22 protein-coding genes and 1 pseudogene are annotated in these 20,762 nt (G+C 70.4%); 17 read left to right on the top strand and 6 right to left on the bottom strand.

Annotation, left to right across the window (positions count from 1 at the left end; translation table 11 throughout):
• Positions 1-27 precede the first annotated feature (27 nt).
• The gene (locus ACIBVQ_RS09765; protein ID WP_352011201.1) at positions 28-291 is read left to right on the top strand and encodes a zf-HC2 domain-containing protein; all 264 of its coding nucleotides are present in this window, start codon (positions 28-30) and stop codon (positions 289-291) included.
• Here ACIBVQ_RS09765 and ACIBVQ_RS09760 read toward each other — a convergent pair.
• A complete protein-coding gene (locus ACIBVQ_RS09760) occupies positions 232-564 on the bottom strand; it encodes a zf-HC2 domain-containing protein (protein ID WP_399176721.1) in 333 nt (110 codons plus the stop codon). The two genes, ACIBVQ_RS09765 and ACIBVQ_RS09760, sit on opposite strands and share 60 nt — an antisense overlap.
• A 133-nt stretch (positions 565-697) precedes the next feature.
• Between ACIBVQ_RS09760 and egtA the strand changes: the two genes are divergently transcribed.
• The 8 genes from egtA (at position 698) to ACIBVQ_RS09720 (ending at position 10,334) form a co-directional block, all read left to right on the top strand.
• Positions 698-1,924: an ergothioneine biosynthesis glutamate--cysteine ligase EgtA gene (gene egtA, locus ACIBVQ_RS09755; RefSeq protein WP_352011203.1), complete on the top strand. Its 1,227-nt coding sequence runs from the start codon at positions 698-700 to the stop codon at positions 1,922-1,924.
• On the top strand, positions 1,921-3,231 hold the full coding sequence (gene egtB / locus ACIBVQ_RS09750) for an ergothioneine biosynthesis protein EgtB (protein ID WP_362912195.1): 1,311 nt from the start codon (positions 1,921-1,923) through the stop codon (positions 3,229-3,231). The genes egtA and egtB overlap by 4 nt, the downstream gene beginning before the upstream one ends.
• The gene (egtC, locus tag ACIBVQ_RS09745; RefSeq protein WP_399176718.1) at positions 3,232-3,942 is read left to right on the top strand and encodes an ergothioneine biosynthesis protein EgtC; all 711 of its coding nucleotides are present in this window, start codon (positions 3,232-3,234) and stop codon (positions 3,940-3,942) included.
• A 23-nt stretch (positions 3,943-3,965) separates the two neighbouring features.
• Entirely contained in the window at positions 3,966-4,946 is a 981-nt protein-coding gene (gene egtD / locus ACIBVQ_RS09740) for an L-histidine N(alpha)-methyltransferase (RefSeq protein ID WP_352011206.1), read from the top strand.
• Positions 4,947-5,184: 238 nt separating this feature from the next.
• A complete protein-coding gene (locus ACIBVQ_RS09735) occupies positions 5,185-6,285 on the top strand; it encodes a M20 family metallopeptidase (RefSeq protein ID WP_399176716.1) in 1,101 nt (366 codons plus the stop codon).
• A 376-nt stretch (positions 6,286-6,661) separates the two neighbouring features.
• Entirely contained in the window at positions 6,662-7,777 is a 1,116-nt protein-coding gene (locus ACIBVQ_RS09730; RefSeq protein ID WP_352011208.1) for a histidine kinase, read from the top strand.
• An 11-nt stretch (positions 7,778-7,788) separates the two neighbouring features.
• The gene (locus ACIBVQ_RS09725) at positions 7,789-8,442 is read left to right on the top strand and encodes a response regulator (RefSeq protein ID WP_399176714.1); all 654 of its coding nucleotides are present in this window, start codon (positions 7,789-7,791) and stop codon (positions 8,440-8,442) included.
• A 251-nt stretch (positions 8,443-8,693) separates the two neighbouring features.
• Positions 8,694-10,334 (top strand): carboxylesterase/lipase family protein, encoded by a 1,641-nt coding sequence (locus ACIBVQ_RS09720; RefSeq protein WP_399176712.1) that lies wholly within the window; start codon positions 8,694-8,696, stop codon positions 10,332-10,334.
• A gap of 125 nt (positions 10,335-10,459) precedes the next feature.
• Here ACIBVQ_RS09720 and ACIBVQ_RS09715 read toward each other — a convergent pair whose 3' ends face one another.
• Positions 10,460-11,263 carry an MOSC domain-containing protein gene (locus tag ACIBVQ_RS09715; protein WP_399176710.1) on the bottom strand — a complete coding sequence of 268 codons (804 nt, stop codon included), beginning with the start codon at positions 11,261-11,263 and terminating at the stop codon, positions 10,460-10,462.
• An 86-nt stretch (positions 11,264-11,349) separates the two neighbouring features.
• Positions 11,350-12,210, bottom strand: coding sequence for an oxidoreductase (locus ACIBVQ_RS09710; RefSeq protein WP_399176708.1), 861 nt, complete (start codon positions 12,208-12,210; stop codon positions 11,350-11,352).
• A 131-nt stretch (positions 12,211-12,341) separates the two neighbouring features.
• Between ACIBVQ_RS09710 and ACIBVQ_RS09705 the strand changes: the two genes are divergently transcribed.
• The 7 genes from ACIBVQ_RS09705 to secY all read left to right on the top strand — a co-directional run bounded on the left by ACIBVQ_RS09705 (position 12,342) and on the right by secY (position 18,117).
• Positions 12,342-12,962, top strand: a complete 621-nt coding sequence (locus ACIBVQ_RS09705; RefSeq protein ID WP_399176706.1) for a DNA-binding response regulator — start codon at positions 12,342-12,344, stop codon at positions 12,960-12,962.
• 300 nt (positions 12,963-13,262) lie between these two features.
• On the top strand, positions 13,263-13,523 hold the full coding sequence (locus ACIBVQ_RS09700) for a hypothetical protein (protein WP_352011214.1): 261 nt from the start codon (positions 13,263-13,265) through the stop codon (positions 13,521-13,523).
• A gap of 1 nt (position 13,524) precedes the next feature.
• Positions 13,525-13,932 carry a hypothetical protein gene (locus ACIBVQ_RS09695; RefSeq protein WP_399176704.1) on the top strand — a complete coding sequence of 136 codons (408 nt, stop codon included), beginning with the start codon at positions 13,525-13,527 and terminating at the stop codon, positions 13,930-13,932.
• Positions 13,933-13,951: 19 nt separating this feature from the next.
• The gene (locus ACIBVQ_RS09690; protein WP_399176702.1) at positions 13,952-14,179 is read left to right on the top strand and encodes a hypothetical protein; all 228 of its coding nucleotides are present in this window, start codon (positions 13,952-13,954) and stop codon (positions 14,177-14,179) included.
• A gap of 21 nt (positions 14,180-14,200) precedes the next feature.
• A complete protein-coding gene (locus ACIBVQ_RS09685) occupies positions 14,201-15,403 on the top strand; it encodes a radical SAM protein (RefSeq protein ID WP_399176700.1) in 1,203 nt (400 codons plus the stop codon).
• A complete protein-coding gene (locus ACIBVQ_RS09680; RefSeq protein ID WP_399176698.1) occupies positions 15,400-16,581 on the top strand; it encodes a cupin domain-containing protein in 1,182 nt (393 codons plus the stop codon). Before ACIBVQ_RS09685 ends, ACIBVQ_RS09680 begins: the two co-directional genes overlap by 4 nt.
• A 213-nt stretch (positions 16,582-16,794) precedes the next feature.
• On the top strand, positions 16,795-18,117 hold the full coding sequence (gene secY / locus ACIBVQ_RS09675; RefSeq protein WP_399176696.1) for a preprotein translocase subunit SecY: 1,323 nt from the start codon (positions 16,795-16,797) through the stop codon (positions 18,115-18,117).
• Here the strand turns inward: secY and ACIBVQ_RS09670 are convergent.
• The 3 genes from ACIBVQ_RS09670 to ACIBVQ_RS09660 all read right to left on the bottom strand — a co-directional run bounded on the left by ACIBVQ_RS09670 (position 18,092) and on the right by ACIBVQ_RS09660 (position 20,364).
• A complete protein-coding gene (locus tag ACIBVQ_RS09670; protein ID WP_399176694.1) occupies positions 18,092-18,763 on the bottom strand; it encodes a response regulator in 672 nt (223 codons plus the stop codon). The two genes, secY and ACIBVQ_RS09670, sit on opposite strands and share 26 nt — an antisense overlap.
• Positions 18,760-19,851, bottom strand: coding sequence for a sensor histidine kinase (locus ACIBVQ_RS09665; RefSeq protein WP_399176692.1), 1,092 nt, complete (start codon positions 19,849-19,851; stop codon positions 18,760-18,762). Before ACIBVQ_RS09665 ends, ACIBVQ_RS09670 begins: the two co-directional genes overlap by 4 nt.
• A gap of 75 nt (positions 19,852-19,926) precedes the next feature.
• Entirely contained in the window at positions 19,927-20,364 is a 438-nt protein-coding gene (locus ACIBVQ_RS09660; RefSeq protein WP_362912161.1) for a Pycsar system effector family protein, read from the bottom strand.
• A gap of 160 nt (positions 20,365-20,524) precedes the next feature.
• Here ACIBVQ_RS09660 and ACIBVQ_RS09655 point away from each other — a divergent pair.
• Positions 20,525-20,762, top strand: a pseudogene (locus tag ACIBVQ_RS09655) (transposase family protein); the annotation flags it as partial.

Genomic DNA, 20,762 nt, shown 5'->3' with positions numbered 1-20,762 from the left:
TTCAGAGACGGTAAGGCGTTTCACGTCGTGAAGCGGTTCAGTTGCGACGAGTGGGTCGAGCTCGTCACCTCCTACCTGGAGGGCGGCCTCGACGAGTCCACCCGGCACGTGTTCGAGGAGCACCTCGCCGCCTGCGAGTGTTGCGGACACTACCTGCACCAGTTCCGCGTGACGGTCACCGCTCTGGGCGCCCTGCGACCCGAGCCGCTGCCAGGTCAGGCGCGTGAGCGGCTACTGGCCGCCTTCCGCGACCGGCGGGACTCCAGGGTCGAGGAGCCGCGGAGCTCCTGAGGACGGCACCGGGAAGAGCCGCCCCCGCGACGGGCTTTCGGGTGGGCCGAAGACGTCGCACAACCGGGTGAGCACCTCCTGCGGGATGTCCTCCCCGCCGAAGGCCCGCAGCACCTCGACCGTCACCCGGACCCGCTCAAGAAGGTCCGGGCACAGAGCGCATCCGGCCAGGTGCTCCTCGAAGCGCCGCCGCGTCCCGGCGGGCAGGGCCTCCTCCAGATAGGCCGTGACGAGGCCCCCGGCCTCCCGGCAGCCCAGGCTCGCCCGTCTCATCGCAGCCCCCCGTTCCATACGGGACAGTCCCCCGGGGCCGTCGAACCGTTACACACACCCCGAAAGTCCCCCTGTAACGCCTGCACGCCTCACGGGTCTATAGACCGTACACATCAGGCGAAAAGGGGGGACGATGGCCAGTCTTGTGGCCGAGGACACGCCGATCCGGAATGCCTCCGATGTGGAGGCCTTCGCGCAGGACTGCTTCCTCGGCGCCGCCGGGGACGAGGTGGGGGTCGAGCTGGAGTTCCTGGTCTTCGACCGTACGGCCACCGGCGACCAGGTTCCACTGGACAGGACAGCCGACGTTCTGCCGTCGATGGACGGCGGAAGCCGGGTGACGTTCGAGCCCGGCGGGCAGCTCGAACTGTCGGGACCCGCGGGCCCGCTGCCCGAGGCGATCGCCCGGATGCGCGCCGACGTCGACGCGACCCGCCGGGCGCTGAACAGGACCGGTCTGGCCCTGGCCGGGGTCGGTCTCGACCCCGTACGGCCCGCCAGACGGCAGTTACACCTGCCCCGCTACGACGCGATGGCCGAGTTCCTCGGCCTGCCGTACGGGGCGTTGATGATGTGCTCGACCGCGTCGATCCAGGTCAACCTCGACCTGGGCGACAGACCCTCGGCGCGCTGGGAACGCGCCCACCGGCTCGGCCCCGTCCTCCTGGCCGCCTTCGCCAACTCCTCACTGCGCGAGGGACGGCCGTGCGGGTGGATGTCCGGCCGTCAGGAGGTGTGGGAGAACCTCGACCGCACCAGGACCGCCCCCGTCCAGACCACCGGCGACCCCGTCGCCGACTGGGCCGCCTACCTCCTCGACGCCCGGCTGATGCTGGTGCGCGAGGACGACGACCACTACCGCACGATCCGCGACGGCTCGACCTTCCGCGACTGGCTCGACGCGCCCGTGCCCCCGCCGACCCTGGCCGACCTGGCCTACCACGCCACGACGATCTTCCCTCCGGTACGGCCCCGCGGCTGGCTGGAGATCCGCTACCTCGACGCCCAGCACCCGGCGAACTGGCCGGTGTGCGTGGCCGTCACCCACGCCCTGGTGATGGACGACCGGGCGGCCGACACGGCGCTGGCGGCGGCGGAGCCGTACGCGGGGATGTGGCGTGAGGCGGCCCGCTGCGGCCTCACCGACCCCCGGCTGCGCCAGGCGGCCGAGGAGTGCTTCCGCGCCGCCTGCGAGGCGCTGCCCAGGCTCGGTGTGGACGGCGCGCTGGCCGCTCAGGTGGCCGCCTACACCGACCGCCACGTGACGACCGGGCGGCCCCCCGCCCTCGACCTGCTGGACATGGCCGCAGAACCGGGACCGCGCCTGTCGGCCTGGTTGACCGAGGAAGGACAGGCATGAACGACTTCAAGGAGCGCATCGCCGCCGAACTGACCGCGGTGCGCGGCCGGTCGCTGGCCTACACCGACGCCGAGGACGACCTGCTGGTCAGGCAGCACTCACCGCTGATGTCGCCGCTGGTGTGGGACCTGGCGCACGTCGGCAACTACGAGGAGCTGTGGGTGCTGCGGGAGGCCGGGGGCATCACCCCGCTGCGCCCCGAGATCGACGACCTGTACGACGCGTTCAAACACCCCAGGAAGAACCGGCCGAGCCTGCCCATCCTGGGACCCGCCGAGGCGCGGCGCTACATCGAGGGGGTACGGGGACGGGTGCTCGACGTCCTTGACCGGCTCGACCCGGAGAGCCCCGACCCGCTGCACCGGGACGCCTTCGTCTTCGGCCTGGTGATTCAGCACGAGCACCAGCACGACGAGACCATGCTCGCCACCTGGCAGCTCTCCGGGACCGCGGGCCTGATCCGCGACGGCGAGCTGCCGTCCGGCAAGCCGTACGGCCCCGAGGAGGTGTTCGTGCCCGCCGGGCCGTTCACGATGGGGACGGACACGTTGCCGTGGGCCTACGACAACGAGCGTTCCGCGCACCGGGTCGACCTGCCCGCCTACTGGATCGACCGGCTGCCGGTCGGCAACCGCGCCTACGCCGACTTCGTCGAGGACGGCGGCTACGACGACCCGCGCTGGTGGAACCCCCAGGGATGGGCCTGGCGGCGGGAGACGGGCGCCTTCGCCCCGCTGTTCTGGACCAGGGACGGCGACACCTGGTGGCGGACCCGGTTCGGCAGGCCGGAACCGGTGCCCATGGACGAACCCGTACAGCACGTGAGCTGGCACGAGGCCGACGCCTACGCCCGCTGGGCGGGCAAACGGCTGCCGACCGAGGCCGAGTGGGAGAAGGCCTGCGGCTGGAACCCGGAGGCCGAACGAGCCAGGAAGTACCCGTGGGGGGACGACGACCCGGACCCCGGACTGGCCAACCTCGGGCACCGCGCGGCACGTCCCGCCCCCCTCGGCGCCTACCCCGCCGGGGCGAGTTTCTACGGCGTCGAGCAGATGATCGGGGACGTGTGGGAGTGGACCTCCTCGGAGTTCCTGCCCTACCCGGGCTTCCGCAGCTTCCCCTACCGCGAGTACAGCGAGGTCTTCTTCGGCGGCGACTACCGGGTGCTGCGCGGCGGCTCGTGGGCGGCCGACCCGGCCGCGGTCCGCACGACGTTCAGGAACTGGGACCACCCCATCCGCAGGCAGATCTTCACGGGCTTCCGCTGTGCCCGGTCCGTGTCCGCCGAGCGTCCGGAGCACCGCTAGATGTGCCGCCACGCCGCCTGGCTCGGCGCTCCCCGGTCCGTCGCCTCACTGGTCAGTGAACCGGAGCACGGCCTGCTGCGGCAGTCCTACGCCCCGCGCATGCAACGCCACGGCCTCATCAACGCCGACGGCTTCGGCATCGGCTGGTACGACGCCGACCGCGCGGAACCGGTCCGTTACCGCCGTTCGGTCCCCATGTGGGCCGACGCCAACCTGCCCGCCCTGGCCGAGGTCGCCCGCTCAAGCTGCCTGCTGGCGGCCGTACGGTCGGCCAGCGAGGGCATGCCGATCGAGGAGAGCGCCACCGCGCCCTTCGCCGACGGGGCGTGGCTGCTCAGCCACAACGGCCGCGTCGCCCGAGGCCCCGTCAGGGAGCTGGCGGGCGACGCGGGAGCGGAGAGCACCTGCGACGCCGCCTGGGTCGCCGCCGCCGTCTTCGTACGGCGCCGCGCCGGACTCACCCTCGGCGACGCCCTGTCCGAGGTCGTCGTCACCGCCGGGGCCAAGGACCCCGCCGGGCGGCTGAACCTCCTCGCCTGCGACGGCTCCTCCCTCGCCGCGACCACCTGGGGGGACACGCTCTTCCTCAACCTCGAAGACGGCGTGCTCGTGGCGAGCGAACCGCTCGACGACCGGTCCGGCTGGCAGGCCGTACCGGATCGGAGTCTGGTCCTCGCGTCCATCGACGGCGTGCGCGTCCAGCCGCTGTGACCTGCGACATCCAAGGAGTCATCATGCCCGTCAGCCAGTCCGACGTACGCCTGACCAACCATCTCGGTGACGACTACCTCAGCCAGGCCCTTGAGCACGACGTCCGCGCCGGGCTGACGTCCGACCCCAAGTGGCTGCCGCCCAAGTGGTTCTACGACGAGACGGGCAGTGAGCTGTTCTCCCAGATCACCCGGCTGCCCGAGTACTACCCGACCCGCAGGGAGCTGTCCATCCTGCGCAGGCACTCGACCGACATCGCCGCCGACAGCGGGGCGGACACGCTGGTCGAACTGGGCTCGGGGACCAGCGAGAAGACCGTGCTGCTGCTCGACGCCCTGGCCTCGGCGGGGACGCTGCGCGCCTACACCCCGGTCGACGTGGACGCCGTCACCCTCGGCGACGCCGCGCGGCGCCTCGCCGCCCGCTACCCGGGGATGGCGGTGCACGCGGTCTGCGCCGACTTCGAACGCCACCTGGCGCTGTTGCCCAAGCGGGGACGGCGGATGGTGGCCTTCCTCGGCGGCACCATCGGCAACCTCGACCCCGAGGCCAGGGCCGTGTTCCTCAAGGAGCTGCGCGCCACCCTCTCCCCCGGCGACTCCTTCCTGCTGGGGGCCGACCTGGTGAAGGACACCGGGCGGCTGGTCGCGGCCTACGACGACGCGGCCGGGGTGACGGCGGCCTTCAACAGGAACGTCCTGCACGTGCTCAACCACCGGCTCGACGCCGACTTCGAGCCGGACGCCTTCGAACACGTCGCGCTGTACGACCAGCGCAACGACTGGATCGAGATGCGGCTGCGCGCGAGCCGCGCCATGACCGTGCGGATCGCCGCCCTCGACCTGTCGGTCTCCTTCGAGGCGGGAGAGGAGACCCGCACCGAGATCAGCGCCAAGTTCCGTCAGGAGGGACTCCGCCGGGAACTGGTCGCGGCCGGATTCACCCCGAGCCGGACCTACACCGACCCGACGGGGGACTTCACCCTCGTCCTCGCCCACGCGTGACGGATTCACCCGCCCGTGGTCCGTCCACACGCGACCGGGTTCATCATCGTGCGGTTCGTCCACCGTGACGGAGTCAATCGTGTGATTCGTCCGCTCGTGGTGGATTCGCCTGCCCGTGGCCTGTTCGCGCATGGTTCGTTCGCGTGTGGTTCCTTTCGCACGTGACCAGGTTCGTCATCATGTGCTTCCTCCGCCCGTGACGGGTGACGGAAGCGCCGGGGCGGGGGACGATGAGGCGGTGGATCTGGACTCCCTCCTCGTGACGGCACGGCGGCTGCTCGCCGTGCCGTCGACCGCCGACCGCCCCGGCGACCTGCGTGAGGCGCTCGAACTCGTGCTCGGCCTCCTCGCCGACGACTCGTTCACGGTCGAACGGTTCGTCTCGAACGGCAAGCCGAGCGCGCTCGTCTACCCCGGTCCCCGCAGGCCCCGGTTCCGGGTCATCCTCAACGCCCACCTCGACGTGGTGCCCGCGCCGCCGCACCAGTTCAGGCCCCGCCTCGAAGGCACCCGCCTGTACGGCAGGGGCGCCCACGACATGAAGGTGTCCGCGCTGGTCGAGACACTCGTCTTCCGCGAACTCGCCGGGGCGCTGCCGTACCCGATCGGGCTGCAGCTCGTCACCGACGAGGAGGTCGGCGGCCTGGACGGCACGGCCCACCAGATCGACCAGGGCGTGACCGCCGACTTCGTCGTCATCGGCGAACAGAGCGGGCTGCGGGTCGTGACCGACTCCAAGGGCATGGTGTCCGCGAACCTGCGGGCGAACGGACTCGGCGCGCACAGCGCCTACCAGTGGCTCGGCGACAACGCGCTGCTCAAGCTGAACCGCAGCCTGGGGGCCCTGCTTGAGCGCTACCCCGTGGCGACCGAGGAGGCCTGGCGGACCACGGTGAACGTCGCCAGGATCGAGACCTCCAACACGGCCCGCAACCAGGTGCCCGACCAGGCGGAGGCGTGGCTGGACATCCGCTTCCCCGCCGGTGACCCCGACCTGGACGGCAGGACCGAGGAGGAGGTCACCGCGCACCTGGCGGCCTTCTGCGCGCCGGGCGTCGTGCCCGTCGTCACCCACGTCGCCCCGCCGCACCACGCCGACCCCGAACGGCCCGAGGTGCTCGGGCTGCGGCGGGCGGCGCGCAACCAGGGCTACGACGGCGCCCTGCTGCGCAAGCACGGCGCCGCCGACGGCCGCTTCTACTACCGCCGGGGCATCGACGCCGTCATCTTCGGCATCGGCGGGGACGGGCAGCACGGCCCCGAGGAGTACGCCGACATCACCACGATCGAGCCCTACCGCAGGGCCCTGCGCGAGTTCCTCACCGACCTCGGGACGTGAGTCCCCGGGCGTGAGCCCTCTGGGCACGGACCTCACGACATGGACCTCAGGGCACGGATCCCCTGGCGTCGGCCTCTGGACGCGGGCCTCGCCGCCTGCCCCGGGAGGTCCCCATGGGAGTCGGCCCAGAGGGTTCTCTCCGGGAAGCTCACCCCGGAGGCTCGTCCGGGAGACTCCCCGGAGTTCCCGAGGGAGTTCCCTCCCGGGAGGGAGGGCGGCCTCAGTCGGGCGAGGGAGGCGTGTCCCGGTGGGGGGCGCATAGCCTTACAGGACTCCTCAATGGTCGGCGGCCTGGCCGTCGAACGGGGCGGGGGTCCAACGGCGCATAGCCTTACAGGGCTCCTCAATGGGGCTTTCGACCCGGACGGTGACACCAGTGGACTCCCTACGCGCGCCGAACCTCCTGCGCGTGCCCCGGGCCGACGTCGCGATCGCCGCCGTCGTCACGGCCGCGACGGTGGTACCGGTCCTGCTGCCTCGCCTCCAGCCGTGGTGGGTCGTGGTCCTGGCCCTGCTGTCCTCGGCGCCGGTCCTGTGGCGGCGGACGCTGCTGATCGCGGCGAGCCTGGTCGCGGGCCTGGCGATGACGGCGCTGGTGCTGATGCAGGACGCGCTCACGCATCCGCCGTTCCTGCTCATGCCGTACGGCCCGCTGGTGTGCACCTACACCATCGCGGCCCTCGCCCCGCCGACGCTGCGGATGATCGGCGTCGGGCTGCTGGCCGTCGGAGTGCTGACCTCCCTGATCCTGCCGCACGAGGACTTCGACACCTTCCGCTACGTGGTGACGGCCTACGTCGCCGCCTACGCGCTGGGGGTCGGCGCCAGGGCCGGACGCGCGCAGCGCGGGATGGTCGAGGAACGCGCGCGGCGGCTGCGTGAGGAACGGGCGGCGGCGGTCGCCGAGGAACGCACCCGCATCGCCCGCGACATGCACGACATCGTGACCCACTCGGTCGGGCTCATGGTCGTGCAGGCCGAGGCGGGGCCCCTGGTCGTGCGGGACGACCCGGCGCGGGCGGAGATGGTGTTCGAGGCGATCGCGACGGCCGGGCGGGACGCCGTCGGCCAGCTCCGCCTGATCCTCGGGACACTGCGGGACGGCCCGGTCCGCGAACCGCAGCCCGGCCTCGAAACCCTGGCCGACCTGGTCGAACGCACCCGTGGGGCCGGTCTCGACGTGGTCGTCGAGGAGCACGGGACCCGGTCGCCGGTCCCGGCGGCGGTGGACATCGCCGCCTACCGGATCGTCCAGGAGTGCCTGACGAACGTCCTGCGGCACGCGGCCGTACGCACCGCGCGGCTGCGCCTGACCTGGTCGGGACGGGCGCTGACGATCGAGGTCACCGACGGGGGCGGCGGCACGGCCGAGTTCCGCGAGGGGCACGGCGTCGTCGGGATGCGCGAACGCGCGGCCTCCTGCGGGGGCGGCCTCACCGTCGATCCCCGGGGGTTCACCGTCACCGCCGTCCTCCCCCTCGGCTCTCTCTGACAGGGGCTCCCATGCGTGTGCTCGTCGCCGACGACCAGGACCTGTTCCGCGCCGGTTTCTCGCTGATCCTCAACGCCCACCCCGACATCACGGTCGTCGGGGAGGCCGCCGACGGGGCCGAGGCCGTCGCCAGGACCGTCGAGCTCCAGCCCGACCTGGTCCTCATGGACATCCGCATGCCCCGGATGGACGGCGTCGCGGCCACGGCGGAGATCTGCCGCCGCACCTCGGCGAAGGTGCTGGTCCTGACGATGTACGACGTCGACGAGTACGTCTACGACGCGCTGCGCGCCGGGGCCGGGGGCTTCCTGCTCAAGGACGCGCGGCGGGAGGAACTCGTGCGCGCGGTCCTGCTCGTCGCCTCGGGGGAGGCGCTGCTCGCCCCGGCCGTGACCCGCAGGCTGATCGAGGACGTCGTACGGCGCGGCACCGCCAGGCCGGAGCTGCGCAGACGGCTCGGCGAGCTGACCGACCGGGAGACCGACACGTTGCGGCTGATCGCCCGGGGGCTGTCCAACACCGAGATCGCCGCCGAACTGGTGGTCAGCGAGCACACGGTCAAGACGCACGTAAGCAACCTGCTGACCAAACTCGGCCTGCGGGACCGGGCCCAGGCCGTCGTGTTCGCCTACGAGTCAGGCCTGACCGTCCCCGGCTCCGCGTAGCCCCGGTCCTCTGCTTTCCGTACGGCTCCCGTAGGTCCTCTTGTCCCCGTGTGGTGCCCCAGCCCCCGCCCGGCAGGCACTTTTGGTCCCTGCGCGGTTCCCGGCTCTGTCGGCCTTTCGCCTCGGAGCGGTTCCCCGCTCTCTGGTTCCTGGTTCTCGCGGGTGATTCCGGGTTCGCTCGGCAGGCCGATCCGCGACGGTGCCCTCCGCCGCGAGGCTCTCCTCGATCCACACAGCCCGAGGAGGTCTCGATGTTCCGTTCGCTCCGCCTGCCCATCTCCCTGCCCGCCGCCCTGGCCGTCGCGGGGGCGGCCATGACGCCGGCCGTACCCGCCACCGCGTCCACCGCGTCCACCGCGTCCACCGCCGGCGCAGCCGGGGGTACGGCCTGCGTGACCCGGACCTCGCTCGGCGTCGTCTCGGGGACGGCCACGGACGGCCTGTGCGCCTTCCGCGGCGTCCCGTACGCGCAACCACCCGTCGGGAGGCTCCGGTTCAGGCCACCGCGCCCGGTGTCCCCGTGGCGGGGCACGCTCAAGGCCGTCGACGGCACCAGGGTCTGCCCCCAGGGCCGCGACCAGATGTCGGAGGACTATCCCGACGACAGGAAGGTCTACACCGACGAGGACTGCCTCCACCTGAACGTGTGGACGCCGAAGCCTGACCGCTCGAAACGACCGGTGATCGTCTTCATCCACGGCGGCGCCGCCGCGTACGGCACCGGCAACGAGCCCCGCTACGAAGGGACGAACCTGGCCACCAAGGGGGACGCGGTGGTCGTCTCGCTCAACTACCGGCTCGGGCTGCTCGGCTGGGCCGAACTCGGCGGCCTCGACCCTGCCTATCGGGGCTCGGGCAACAACGGGCTGCGCGACCAGATCGCGGCGCTGGGCTGGGTGCGCGACCACGTGGCCGACTTCGGCGGCGACCCGGCCAACGTCACCGTGGTCGGGGAGTCCGCGGGCGCGTTCTCGATCAGCGCGATGCTCGCCACCGACCACCCCGAACGGTTGTTCCGCAGGGCCGTACTGCAGAGCGGCAGCGGGGCCCTGGTGCACACCGCGGCGTTCGAGCGGAAGCTGGCCTCGACCCTGCCGGTGCGCGACCTCGCCGCGCTGCGGACGATGCCCGTGGCCGAGCTTCTCAGGGTCCAGGAGAAGGCCGTGGCCGCCTTTCCCGGCGCGGCCGGGCACGCGCTCTACTTCGGCCCGTACGTCGACGGGACGCTGGTCCGCGACACGGTGACCAAACGGGTGAAGGCGGGCAACGCCCGGGGGATCGACCTGCTGCTCGGCACCGACCGGGACGAGATGAACTTCTTCGGCCAGTACTCCAAGGACGGGCTGGGAACCCTCGCCGAGCAGTACGACGCGTTCTTCCCGAAGGAGCTGGCCGCCCGGCGCGCCCGGATGACCGAGGTCTACCGCAGGGACAGGACGAAGCAGGCCGCGGCCCTGGCGATGTTCACCGACCAGGGCATGCGGGTGCCCGCCCTGAGGCTCGCCGAGGCGCAGAGCCGCTGGCGGCCGACCTACGTGTACCAGTTCGACTGGGCGCCGCCGAAGGGCGTCGGGGCGGTGCACACGATCGAACTGCCGTTCATGTTCGGCACGCTGCGCTTCGTCGGCGTCCAGGGTGGCCCCGAGGCGCTGCGGACCGACCGGGCGCGGCTGACGACCCTGTCGGCCCAGATGATCGACGCCTGGGCCTCCTTCGCCCGCACGGGCGACCCGGACGCGCGCCGTACGGTCCCGCGTCCCGCCTGGCCCGCCTACCGGGTGCCGCGGCGCGCCACGATGATCTGGGACCTCCCCCCCAGGGTGACCGACGACCCCAGGGGGCACGAGCGCGCCCTGTGGGACGGCGTCCCCTTCGACGGCGCCTACCTGTGACCGGCCGACGCCCCTCACCGGGGCGAGGGCGTCGGCCGGACCGGCACCAAGCCCCACAGGAACGACCAGACTCGAACGGCCATCGCCAGCCGGTCAGGATAAAGTGACAATCCAATGACAGATTGTCACTCCAGGAGGACGACCGGGTCGCCGACGCGGATCGTGCCCGGGGTGTGGGGCAGGCCGGACTTGCCGAAGACGACGCGTGGCTTGTCCGTCCTGACGGTCCGGTATCCGGCGAGTGTGCGCAGCGGCTCCCGGCCCCTGGCCCCCGTCGCCTGGTCCACGTTGACGATCACGCAGCGCCCGCAGGGTTTGACCAGCTCGACCTCGATCTCGCCGATCCGCAGCCGCCGCACCCCGTCCTCCTCGAACGGCTCGCGCCAGCCGGAGACGACGATGTTCGGGCGGAAGCGGTTCATCGGCACCGGCTCCGCCAGCCGCGTGTTCAGCTCGGCCAGCGACTCGGCCGAGATGACCAGCAGCGGGAGGGCGTCGGCGTAGCGGAGTTCCCCGACGGCGTGCTTCGGGTTGATCCTGCGGACGTGGTCGTCGGGGAAACACACCAGGCGGCAGGGGGCGCCGAGCACCGTGGAGAACCAGTCGGCCGCCTCCTCCCCCTGGTCAACGCCCCGGTGCGGGGCGTTGAAGAGGGTGATGTCCCGCGCGGGCAGGTCACGCCGTACCTCGTGGGTGAGCGGGGCCGTCGCGGACGGGTCGGGGGGCTCGACCCTGAGCTTGTCGCCGTCGTAGACCGGCCGCAGCAGCGCCATCCCCGGCACCTCCCGCTGGGACAGGTGCGTGCCGTCCGGCGAGACGAGCATCAGCTCGCGGTCGTGCCGTATCCCCCTGGGCGTGATCTCCGCCTCCCGCAGCGCGGTGCCCGCGCAGCTCTTGAGCGGATAGACGTTCAGCTCCGTCACGATCACATGGATCTCCGTGCCGTCATGGCCGCGACCCTACGCGTCCACGGGAACGATCAGAAGGCTTCCCCGGCGAATCTCACAACAAAATGTCAACCTTGCTGAAGGCCGAGGGTGTTCAGCTCCGTGACCTCCCGCTCGTCCAGCACGAGGTCGGCGGCGGCCATGTTCTCGGCGAGGTGCGCGAGCGAGGAGGTCCCCGGGATGGCCAGCGTGACCGGGGAACGGGCGAGCAGCCAGGCCAGCATGACCTGCGCGACCGTGGCCCCGTGCCGGTCGGCGATCCGCCTGATCCGCCCGTCGTCCGGCAGCCCGAACCCGCCGAGCGGGAAGAACGGCACGTACGCGATCCCCTCCCGCTCGCACTCGGCGAGCAGGTCAAGGTCGTCCTGCCGGGTCAGGTGGAAGTGGTTCTGCACCGCGACGACCGGCGCGATGTCCCGTGCCTCCGCGAACTGCTTCGCCGTCACGTTGCTGAGCCCGAGGTGCCGGATGAGCCCCTCCTCCCGCAGCGCGGCCAGTACGGCGAAGCGCTCCCCGATCGGCTCCTCCGACGTCCCCATCAGGCCGACCCGCAGGTACACCAGGTCGAGGTGGTCCCGCCCCAGCCCGGTGAGGTTCTCCTCGACGGCGGCGCGCAGGTCGCCGGGACCGGCCTCGGGCAGCCACCCGCCGGGACCGCGCCGGGGGCCGACCTTGGTGGCGATCACCAGGTCCTCGGGGTAGGGACGCAGCGCCGTCCTGATCAGCTCGTTGGACGAGAGATCCTCGTAGGAGTAGAACGCGGCGGTGTCGATGTGGTCCACGCCGAGTTCGACCGCCCGGCGCAGCACCGCGAGCGCGCTCTCCCTGTCGCCTCTGGGGCCGTCCCAGCCGCGTGCGGGCAACCGCATCGCCCCGAACCCGAGACGTGAGATCCGCCTGTCACCACCGAGCGTCACGTGTTTCGTCATGTCTCGACCCTGCCGTCTCCGCCCCGCCCCACGCGAGGCGATGGCAGCAAGCTGCCACCCGCCCTGACCTGTATGGGTTTGTCCCGCACGGCGCGGCACCGCAGACTTGGGGTGTGGACCAGGATCGGAACGTGACCCTGCGCGGAGAGCGGGAGCTGACCGCGCGGGTGGGGCACCTGCTGCTCGGCGCGCGGCGGGAGTTCTCCTGCGCGGCCGGTGACCTGGAGACCTGGAGCATGCCCGGCATGCGCGCCCGGATCGTGAAGGACCGTCCCCTGACCGTCCGCAAGCTCTTCGACGCCCGGCTCCTCGCCGACGAGGAGGGACGGCGCCATCTCGACGAGGCCGCCCGCAGGGGCGCCCTGGTACGGATCTCCACGACGGGCCTGCCGTACGAGACGATCATCGTCGACGGGCTCCTCGCGGTCCTGGCCGGGCCGCCCGGTCCCGGCGAGCGTTCCTACACCGTGGTCCGCTCCCCCGACGTGGTCGCGAACGTCAACGCGCTGTTCCTCACCGCGTGGAACGCCGCCGCCGACCTGGCCGAGTTCCGCCGTTCGGCGCCGCCCATACTCGACCAGGAGAGCCTGCGGGTGCTGTCCATGCTCGGCAGCGGGCGCAAGGACGAGAGCGCGGCGCGTGAGCTGGGCCTGTCGCTGCGCACCTACCGTCGCCGGGTGGCCGCCCTGATGAAGGCACTCGGCGCCGACTCCCGCTTCGAGGCCGGCCTGCGCGCCAGGGACCTCGGCTGAACCGGTTCCTTCCACATTTCGGTGCGGATGCGAACATGGTCGCAGAAATGTGGTCCGCTGAACGCCTGGAGCGTCCTTCGCGCAGGTCAACTCGTCAGGGCGATCCGCACACCCGACTCCGTGAAGCGGGATGAGAAGCCTCACTGAAACCAGTTTCCTCGACCGGCTCGAAAAGCCGGATAAAAAAGACACCCGACGACGTCATCCATCGCGCAAAGAGGGTATTGTCTTGGTTTTCCCATGATTACGGCCGGGGTCGCAGCGGGATAAAAGCCTGGGAACACTGTGGAGGAGGCGGCCGTGGCGCGACACGAATTTCGTGTGGTGCTCGACTTCGAGCTCGACGAGAGCGTGATCGGCAGGATCGACCAAGCCGTGCAGAAAGCGGTGGCCATCGAACTCGCGAGCGTCGACCTCAGCGACAGGGCATGGATCAACAACCCCATCCTGGCCGCGCGGGCAGGGGGCGACGGCGGGAGGACACGGGGAATCTGGGCGGTCGAGATCTCCGGCGAGCAGATCGCGGCCACCGGGCTCAGGAAGCCGGACTTCGGGAGCTGACGTGGTGGGCGTCCACGGGGAGAAGGCGGCGGAGATCCTCTGCCCGAGCGCCCGGTGCGAGAGGGACGCGATCCTGCTGGGGGTCTTCGACGCCACCGGTCGACTCGGATACATACGTCCGGCTCTCAGGATCGATGACGAATTCGTGGCCGACGCCACCAAAGGGCGGGTTCCCGAGGAGCGTTTCCGATTCGCCCAGCCCTGCGTCGAGAACGGCTGCAGGAACTGGACCGGCGAGCGGTGCTCCGTGATCGACGACGCCCTGGAACTCGGGACCGCCACCGAATCCCTGCCGGCCTGTTCGATCCGGAGGGCATGCCGCTGGTTCACGCAGGCCGGGCCAGGTGCCTGTGCGGTGTGCCCCCTGATCGCAAGAAACACGAGAAAGGCCGATCCGGCCACGGATTGACATGAAAGGAGATCGCGTCATGCCGGATGCGAATGAAGAGAAAGTATCGGAAGGCCGATCGACGCTTTCCGTCGAAGGTCGTAAAATCCTCGGGGAAAGCATCCTGAACGGAATCATCGCGCCGGGTGAGGTAATCGCGGGTTCCCTCGACTACAACCAGCACGGCGGTAATTACTCGCAGCGGGGCGGCGGCAACTACAGCCAGAGCGGCGGCGGGAATTACGACCAGGCCCCGCTGCAGAAGTAGACCCACACAGTGGTGGACAGGGTGGTCCGGCCGACATGGAACCCGACGGAGCCGGACTCCATCGGGGCGCTCCAGGTCGTCTACAAGGTGGCCGAACGATGCAACATCAACTGCACGTACTGCTACTACTTCAACATGGGCGAGGAGACGGCGCTCGACAGGCCTTCACTCGCCTCCGTCGACGTCACGGAGGCACTGGCCCGCTGGATCGCCCAAGGCTGTGAGGAGCTGCGCATTCCGTGCGCGAAGATCGCCTTCCACGGCGGCGAACCGACCCTCATCGGGGTCAGAAGGTTCGCTGAGGCGTGCCGGCTCCTCCGGGAGGTCATCGAACCGGTCGCGACCGTCCTGCTGAGCATCCAGACGAACGGCACGCTGCTCGATGACCAGTGGATCGCGGCCTTCGCCGAGCACGGCGTCGCCGTGGGCGTCAGCATCGACGGGCCGCGGGCGGTCAACGACCGCTTCCGCCTTGACCGGCATGGCCGTTCGAGCTTCAGCCGGACGGAGGACGCGATCCGGCGGCTCGTCGAGGCCCATGGGCCCGGGAGTCCGCTGCCGTCGACCGTCAGCGTCATGCACAGCGGGAACGACTACCGCGAGGTCTACCGCTACCTGCGGGCACTGGGCGTGCGGAACATGACCTTCCTGCTTCCCGACAGGAACGCCGATGACGTCGAGTTCGTCTCCTCGGGTGCGGCGAAGCAGTACGGTTCGTGCCTCTCGGATCTCTTCCACGAATGGTTCAGCGAAGACAACACGGACGTGCACATCCGCTTCGTCGACCAGTTGCTCGACCACTTCCGGCCGGACGTGACCCCCGGCCAGGCGTTCTGCCGGCCGCGCAAGGAGAACCAGGTCGTCATCGCGCGCAGCGACGGCACCGTCGCGATCGACGACACGTTCATCCCGGCACTGGGCTGGTACACCGGGACGCCGGTGTACTCCACCGCAGAAACCAGCCTGCGCGAATTTCTCGCCGAACCGGTCTTCCTGGAGGTCGAGGAGACCTTCAACACCTTGCCCGAAGGATGTGCCGGGTGCCGGTGGCGTCATGTCTGCCGCGGTGGCGACCTGGAGAACCGCTTCTCGAAGCGGAACGGGTTCGACAATCCGTCGGTGTACTGCGACGCCTACAAGGTGATGTACCAGTACGTGTGCGACGAGCTGGTGCGCAACGGCTATCCCGGTGAACTGATCACGGCGAAGTTTGGGAACGCATGACCGTCGAATTCACGCTGGCCCGGTTGCTCCAGCCGCTCACGGTGGAGACCTTCCTGCAGAAGGTGTGGGGCATCACGCACTACCACGTCGAACGCGACCGCGAAGACTACTTCGACAGCCTGTTCGACCCGGCAGCCGTCGAGGACGTCCTGGAGATCGTCCGGCCGGAACCGTCGACTGTGACGGTCGTGCGGGAGAACGACCGCAGGAGCCCCGACTCCTACAGGTTCGCCGACGGCACCATTGACCTCGTCCGGATCCGCAACGACTTCGCAGACGGCCACACGATCGTCATCAACGGCGTCGAGCGTCACGTGCCCACCGTCGCCTCACTGGCCCACAGTCTTGAGGTCGAGCTGAACTTCGAGACACAGGTCAACGCCTACATCACGCCGCCCGGATCGCGAGGCTTCCTCCCTCATTACGACGACCACGACGTGCTGGTCCTCCAGGTCCAGGGATCCAAAACCTGGCACGTCCACGACGACGCCGACGTGCCGCCGCACAAGATGCGACGCCGGGAGAAGGTCGTCGTGTCCGACCTCCCGGCGCCGGCCGTCCTGCGGCTGAACGCGGGGGACGCGCTGTACCTCCCGCGCGGCCGCGTCCACGCCGCCACAGCCAACGCCGAGCCGTCCATCCACCTGACCGTCGGGATCCACGCACCGACCGTGCTGAAGCTCGTCACCGAGGCACTTGAGGCGCTGAGTTACCGGGACGACCGCGTCCTCGCCCAGTTGCCACCGCGGCACGTTGACGACGTGGGCGTCCGTGCGAGCCTCGACGACCTCCTGCGCGACGTGGCCAGGGCCATCGAGGACCCGGCCGTCATGGCCGAAGGTTTCGGGGCTCTGGGGGACGCCCTGGTTCGGCGTGGCCGATGCCGGCCCGTCGGGCAGTTGGTCCCCAACGCCGTCGAGGCTCCCCGGATCGACGGACGGACCCGTTTGGTCAGATATCAGCCGCTCTACTCACGTGTACTGATGATGGCGGACGGCGTCGCGCTACAGTTCGCGCAGTCGCTGGTGAGCGCCGACGCGGACCATCGGGCCGCGATGCTGTTCCTGTCGAGGAGCACCGAGCCGTTCGAGGTGCGCGATCTGCCGGAGCTGTCCGAGGCGAAGCAGATCGAGTTGGCCCGCACGCTCGTCGTGGACGGGTTCCTCGTGCGGCTGTGACCGTCAGGTCTCGCGGGCGCGGCGGGTGTTCTCCCGGTCGCGGCCGATGCCATCGCAGATGACCGGCCACTGTTTGCGATGGCCTCCCCCGATCGTCTCCACCGCTGATTTCCGCACTCAGACCTCTCTCGGTCCGGCATACGCGGATTCGCGTACGGCGAAGCCTCCGGTGGGCGGATGCCCGGCCGAGGGCCCCGGAGGAAGACTCGGCGCATGCCGACCCTCCTCATCCGAGCCTTCCGTGTGCCGGAACTCAGGAAGAAGATCCTGTTCACGCTGGCGATCATCGCGCTGTTCCGGTTCGGGCAGATCCTCCCGGCGCCGGGGGTGGACGTGGACGCGGTGCGCTCCTGCCTGAGCGGTGCCCGGGGCGGGATCCTGGACGCGGTGCAGCTGTTCAGCGGCGGGGCGATGCTGAAGCTGTCGGTCTTCGCGCTGGGAATCATGCCGTCGATCGTCGCCGCGATCGTGATCCAGCTGCTCACGCTGACGGTTCCCCGGCTGCAGGCGCTCAAGAAGGAGGGGCAGCAGGGGCAGACGAAGATCACCCAGTACACCCGGTACCTGACGATCGCGCTCGCCGTACTGGACGCCTCGACCGTCGTCTCGCTGGCCCGTACGGGCCGGATCTTCCCCACCTGCGGGCGGCAGCTCCTGCGGGACCAGGGGATGCTGACAACGATGGTGATCGTGGTCACGCTGGTCGCGGGGGCGTCCATGATCATGTGGCTGGGTGAGCTGGTCACCGAACGGGGGATCGGGAACGGCATGTCCATCCTGATCTTCACGCAGGTGGTCGCCGTCTTCCCGTCCTACCTGTCGAACATCTTCGTGCTCAACCCGTTCGCGCTGGTCACGATGCTGGCCGCCGGGATCGTCCTGGTCGCCGCCGTGGTGTTCGTCGAGCAGGCGCAGCGGCGCGTCCCGGTCCAGTACGCCAAGCGGGCGGTCGGCCGCAGGATGTACGGCGGGACCTTGACCTACCTGCCGCTCAAGGTCAACCAGGCCGGGATCACCCCCGTCATCTTCACCTCGTCGCTGCTGTTCCTGCCGCAGCTGGTGGCGCAGTTCACCGGCGGCACGGGGCCCGTCGCGGCCTGGATCGAGCGCTATCTCACCTCCGGCGACCACCCCGTCTACGTGACGGCCTACCTGCTGCTGACCGTGGCCTTCACCTACTTCTACGTCGCGGTCACCTTCGACCCGGTCGAGGTGGCCGACAACATGAAGCGTTACTCCGGGTTCGTGCCCGGCATCCGTCCCGGACGGCCGACCGCGGACTATCTGGCGTTCGTGCTGTCGCGGCTGACCACGCCCGGCGCCGCCTACCTGGCCGTGCTGTCGCTGATCCCGATCGTCGCGTTCGTACTGCTGCGCGACCCGGGGACCCAGCAGAACTTCCCGTTCGGCGGGACGACCCTGCTCATCATGGTCGGTGTCGGCCTTGAGACGGTCAAACAGATCGAGGCGCAGCTCGAACAGCGCGCCTACCGGGGCTTCCTCAAGGACCTCAGGGGGACGCCAGTCCGGACCTGACCGCGAAGACGACGAGCTGCGCGCGGTCCCTGGCGCGCAGCTTGACCATGGCGCGGCTGACATGGGTGCGGACGGTCTCCGGGCTGATGACCAGTTCGGCGGCGATCTCGTCGTTCGACCGGCCGGTGGCGACCCAGGCGACCATCTCGCGTTCCCTCGGGGTGAGGGTGTCGATCCCCTCGACCGGGGCGGCGTCGTGCCGGCCGAACAGGCCGATGACCTTCCTGGTGACCGAGGGGGACAGCAGGGCCTCTCCCGAGGCGACGACCCTGATGGCGCGGGTCAGCTCCTCGGGCGCGCTGTCCTTGAGGACGAACCCGCTGGCACCCGCCTGGAGCGCGGCGAAGACGTAGGTGTCGACCTCGAAGGTCGTGACGACGACCACCCTGGTAGCGGCCAGCCCGGGGTCGGCGGCGATGGCCCGCAGCGTTTCGAGGCCGTCCATGCCCGGCATCCGGATGTCCAGCAGGAGCACGTCGGGACGCGTCTCACCGAGCAGCCGCAGCGCCCCGGCGCCGTCGGCGGCCTCCCCGGCGAACTCCAGGTCGGGTTCGCGCTCGACGAGCGCCCGCAGCCCCATCCGTACGACGGCCTGGTCGTCGGCGAGCGCCACCCGGATCGGCGCCGTGCCCACGCGCTCGTTCATACGACCCTGGGCGGGAGGCCGGTCGCGGACGGGAGATCGCCCTCGGGCGAAAGGCCGACTCCAGATGGAAGACCGGCTTCGGACGAAAGACCGGCTTCGGATGGGAAGTCGGCTTTGGAGGTGTTCGCCTCCACCGGGAAGTCGGCCTTGGTGGCGTCCGTCCCCTGCGGGAAGTGGGCCGTGACGTGGAAGCCGCCGTCCTCCCGGGGGCCGGCCTCGAACGAGCCACCGGCCCGGACCACCCTGGCCCGCATCCCGGTCAGCCCGCGCCCCTCGACGGGCGTGCCCGCCGTACCGGAACCCCGGTCGAGGACCTCGACGCGCAGGCCGTCCCGGTCGTGCGCGATCCTGACGACGGCCTGGGTGGGACCGGCGTGGCGCAGCACGTTGGTCAGCGACTCACGCACCACCCGGTAGACCACGTCCTCAAGCTGCGGCGGGACGTACGGCCTGGCGGGCTCGACCGTGACGGCGAGCCCCGCGGCCCGCACCCCGGCGAACAACTCCGACAGGTCGTGACCGGAGGGCCCCGACTCGACGAGGTCGAGTGCGGAGCGGAGCTGTCCGAGCGCCCGTGTGCTGGTCGCGCGGATCGCCTCAAGCGACTCGCGGACCTGGTCGGGGTGTTCGTCGAACATCAGCAGGGCGAGCCCGGCCTGCATGGCGATGGTCGCCAGGCCGTGCCCCGCCGCGTCGTGCACCTCTCCGGCGATGCGTGCCCGCTCCCCGGCGATCAGCCGGGCCAGGTCTCCCTCGGCCCCGGGCTCCTCGGCGCAGGGCGGGACCGGTGACGGTGGTTTGACCAGCGTCGGCGGAGGCGCGGCGGGCGCGGCGGCGAGGGTCCACGCCGTCCCCGCGGCTGCGGGCCGTACGGCGGGGGCGGCGGGGGCGTCCATGTCCTGGACGCCGGTGGTCAGGCCCCTGGCCTGGGTCAGGCCGCTGGACGGCCACGGGATGGCCAGCCAGCCGACCCACGCCAGTGTGAGGATGACCGGCAGGTCACGCAGCCGCCCCAGCCGGGACAGCGCCGCCGCGGCGGCCACGAAAGAGCCACGTGGACGGTGTTCCTGAGGCGTGTGCTCGGTCACCGTCCCCCCTCGGGTCTCCCCCAGCACAGGGCATATCCCTCTGATCCTAACCATTACCGGCCCGGGGTGTGGGGTTCAAAGTGTGGCCGTGACGACGGTCAGGACGCCGCTCAGCACCGAGACGGCCAGGCACCACAGGGCGAGCTGGATCAACCGGTACTTCGTGGAGACGATATGGCTGATCGTGTGGATCTGGTCGGTGAGCCGTCCCAGCTCGTCGGGGGACGGCCCTTCGAGCGAGGCGCGCAGAGCCTCGGGGCCGGAGTGCGCGACCACGTCCCCGAAGTAGGCGTTGACGAACGGGCGGCGCAACCCGATCCGCCTCGGATACAGGGCCATCAACAGCATCGTGACCGACAGGAAGGCCGCCCCCGCCGCGGTCCAGCGCAACCACGGCCAGGAGGCCCCCCACGACCCGTTCACGACGCCGTTCACCATGTCGCCGACCACACCGCTGACCGCGATACCGATGGCCCCCAGCAGAATCGACGCCTTGGTGTCGGCCCTGTTCACCTCAATGTCGTTTAGATAGTCACTGAAGCTTTTTCATCCCCTGGCGGCGGGCTGCTGGTCACAGCATGATCGCGTGTCTGCTGTTCGTCTGACGACGTAAGAAACCCCTGGTAGATGGATTGATCACCACAACCAGATCCATCACAACCAGGGGCTCCGGATGCTTTTCTATCGTGCCGCCGTCGATTTGTCGTCTCAGACGCTGAAGTACGTCGCCGGGGTGACCCGCCAGCACCGTAAGGCGATCGGATCGGCCTGGCGGCTGCTCAACCCAGGGCAGCAGGCGCTGCTGGTGCTGGTCTACTGCGCAAGGGCGAGACGTTCACCGAGCTCGGAGCCGGTTTCGGGGTGTCGACGGCGACCGCGTGGCGGTATGTGGAGGAGACGGTGGCACTGCT

The sequence above is a fragment of the Streptosporangium sp. NPDC049376 genome (assembly GCF_044466505.1).
In the GTDB taxonomy this organism is placed as follows: Bacteria; Actinomycetota; Actinomycetes; order Streptosporangiales; family Streptosporangiaceae; genus Streptosporangium.
This window is presented reverse-complemented; position numbering and strand designations above follow the sequence as displayed.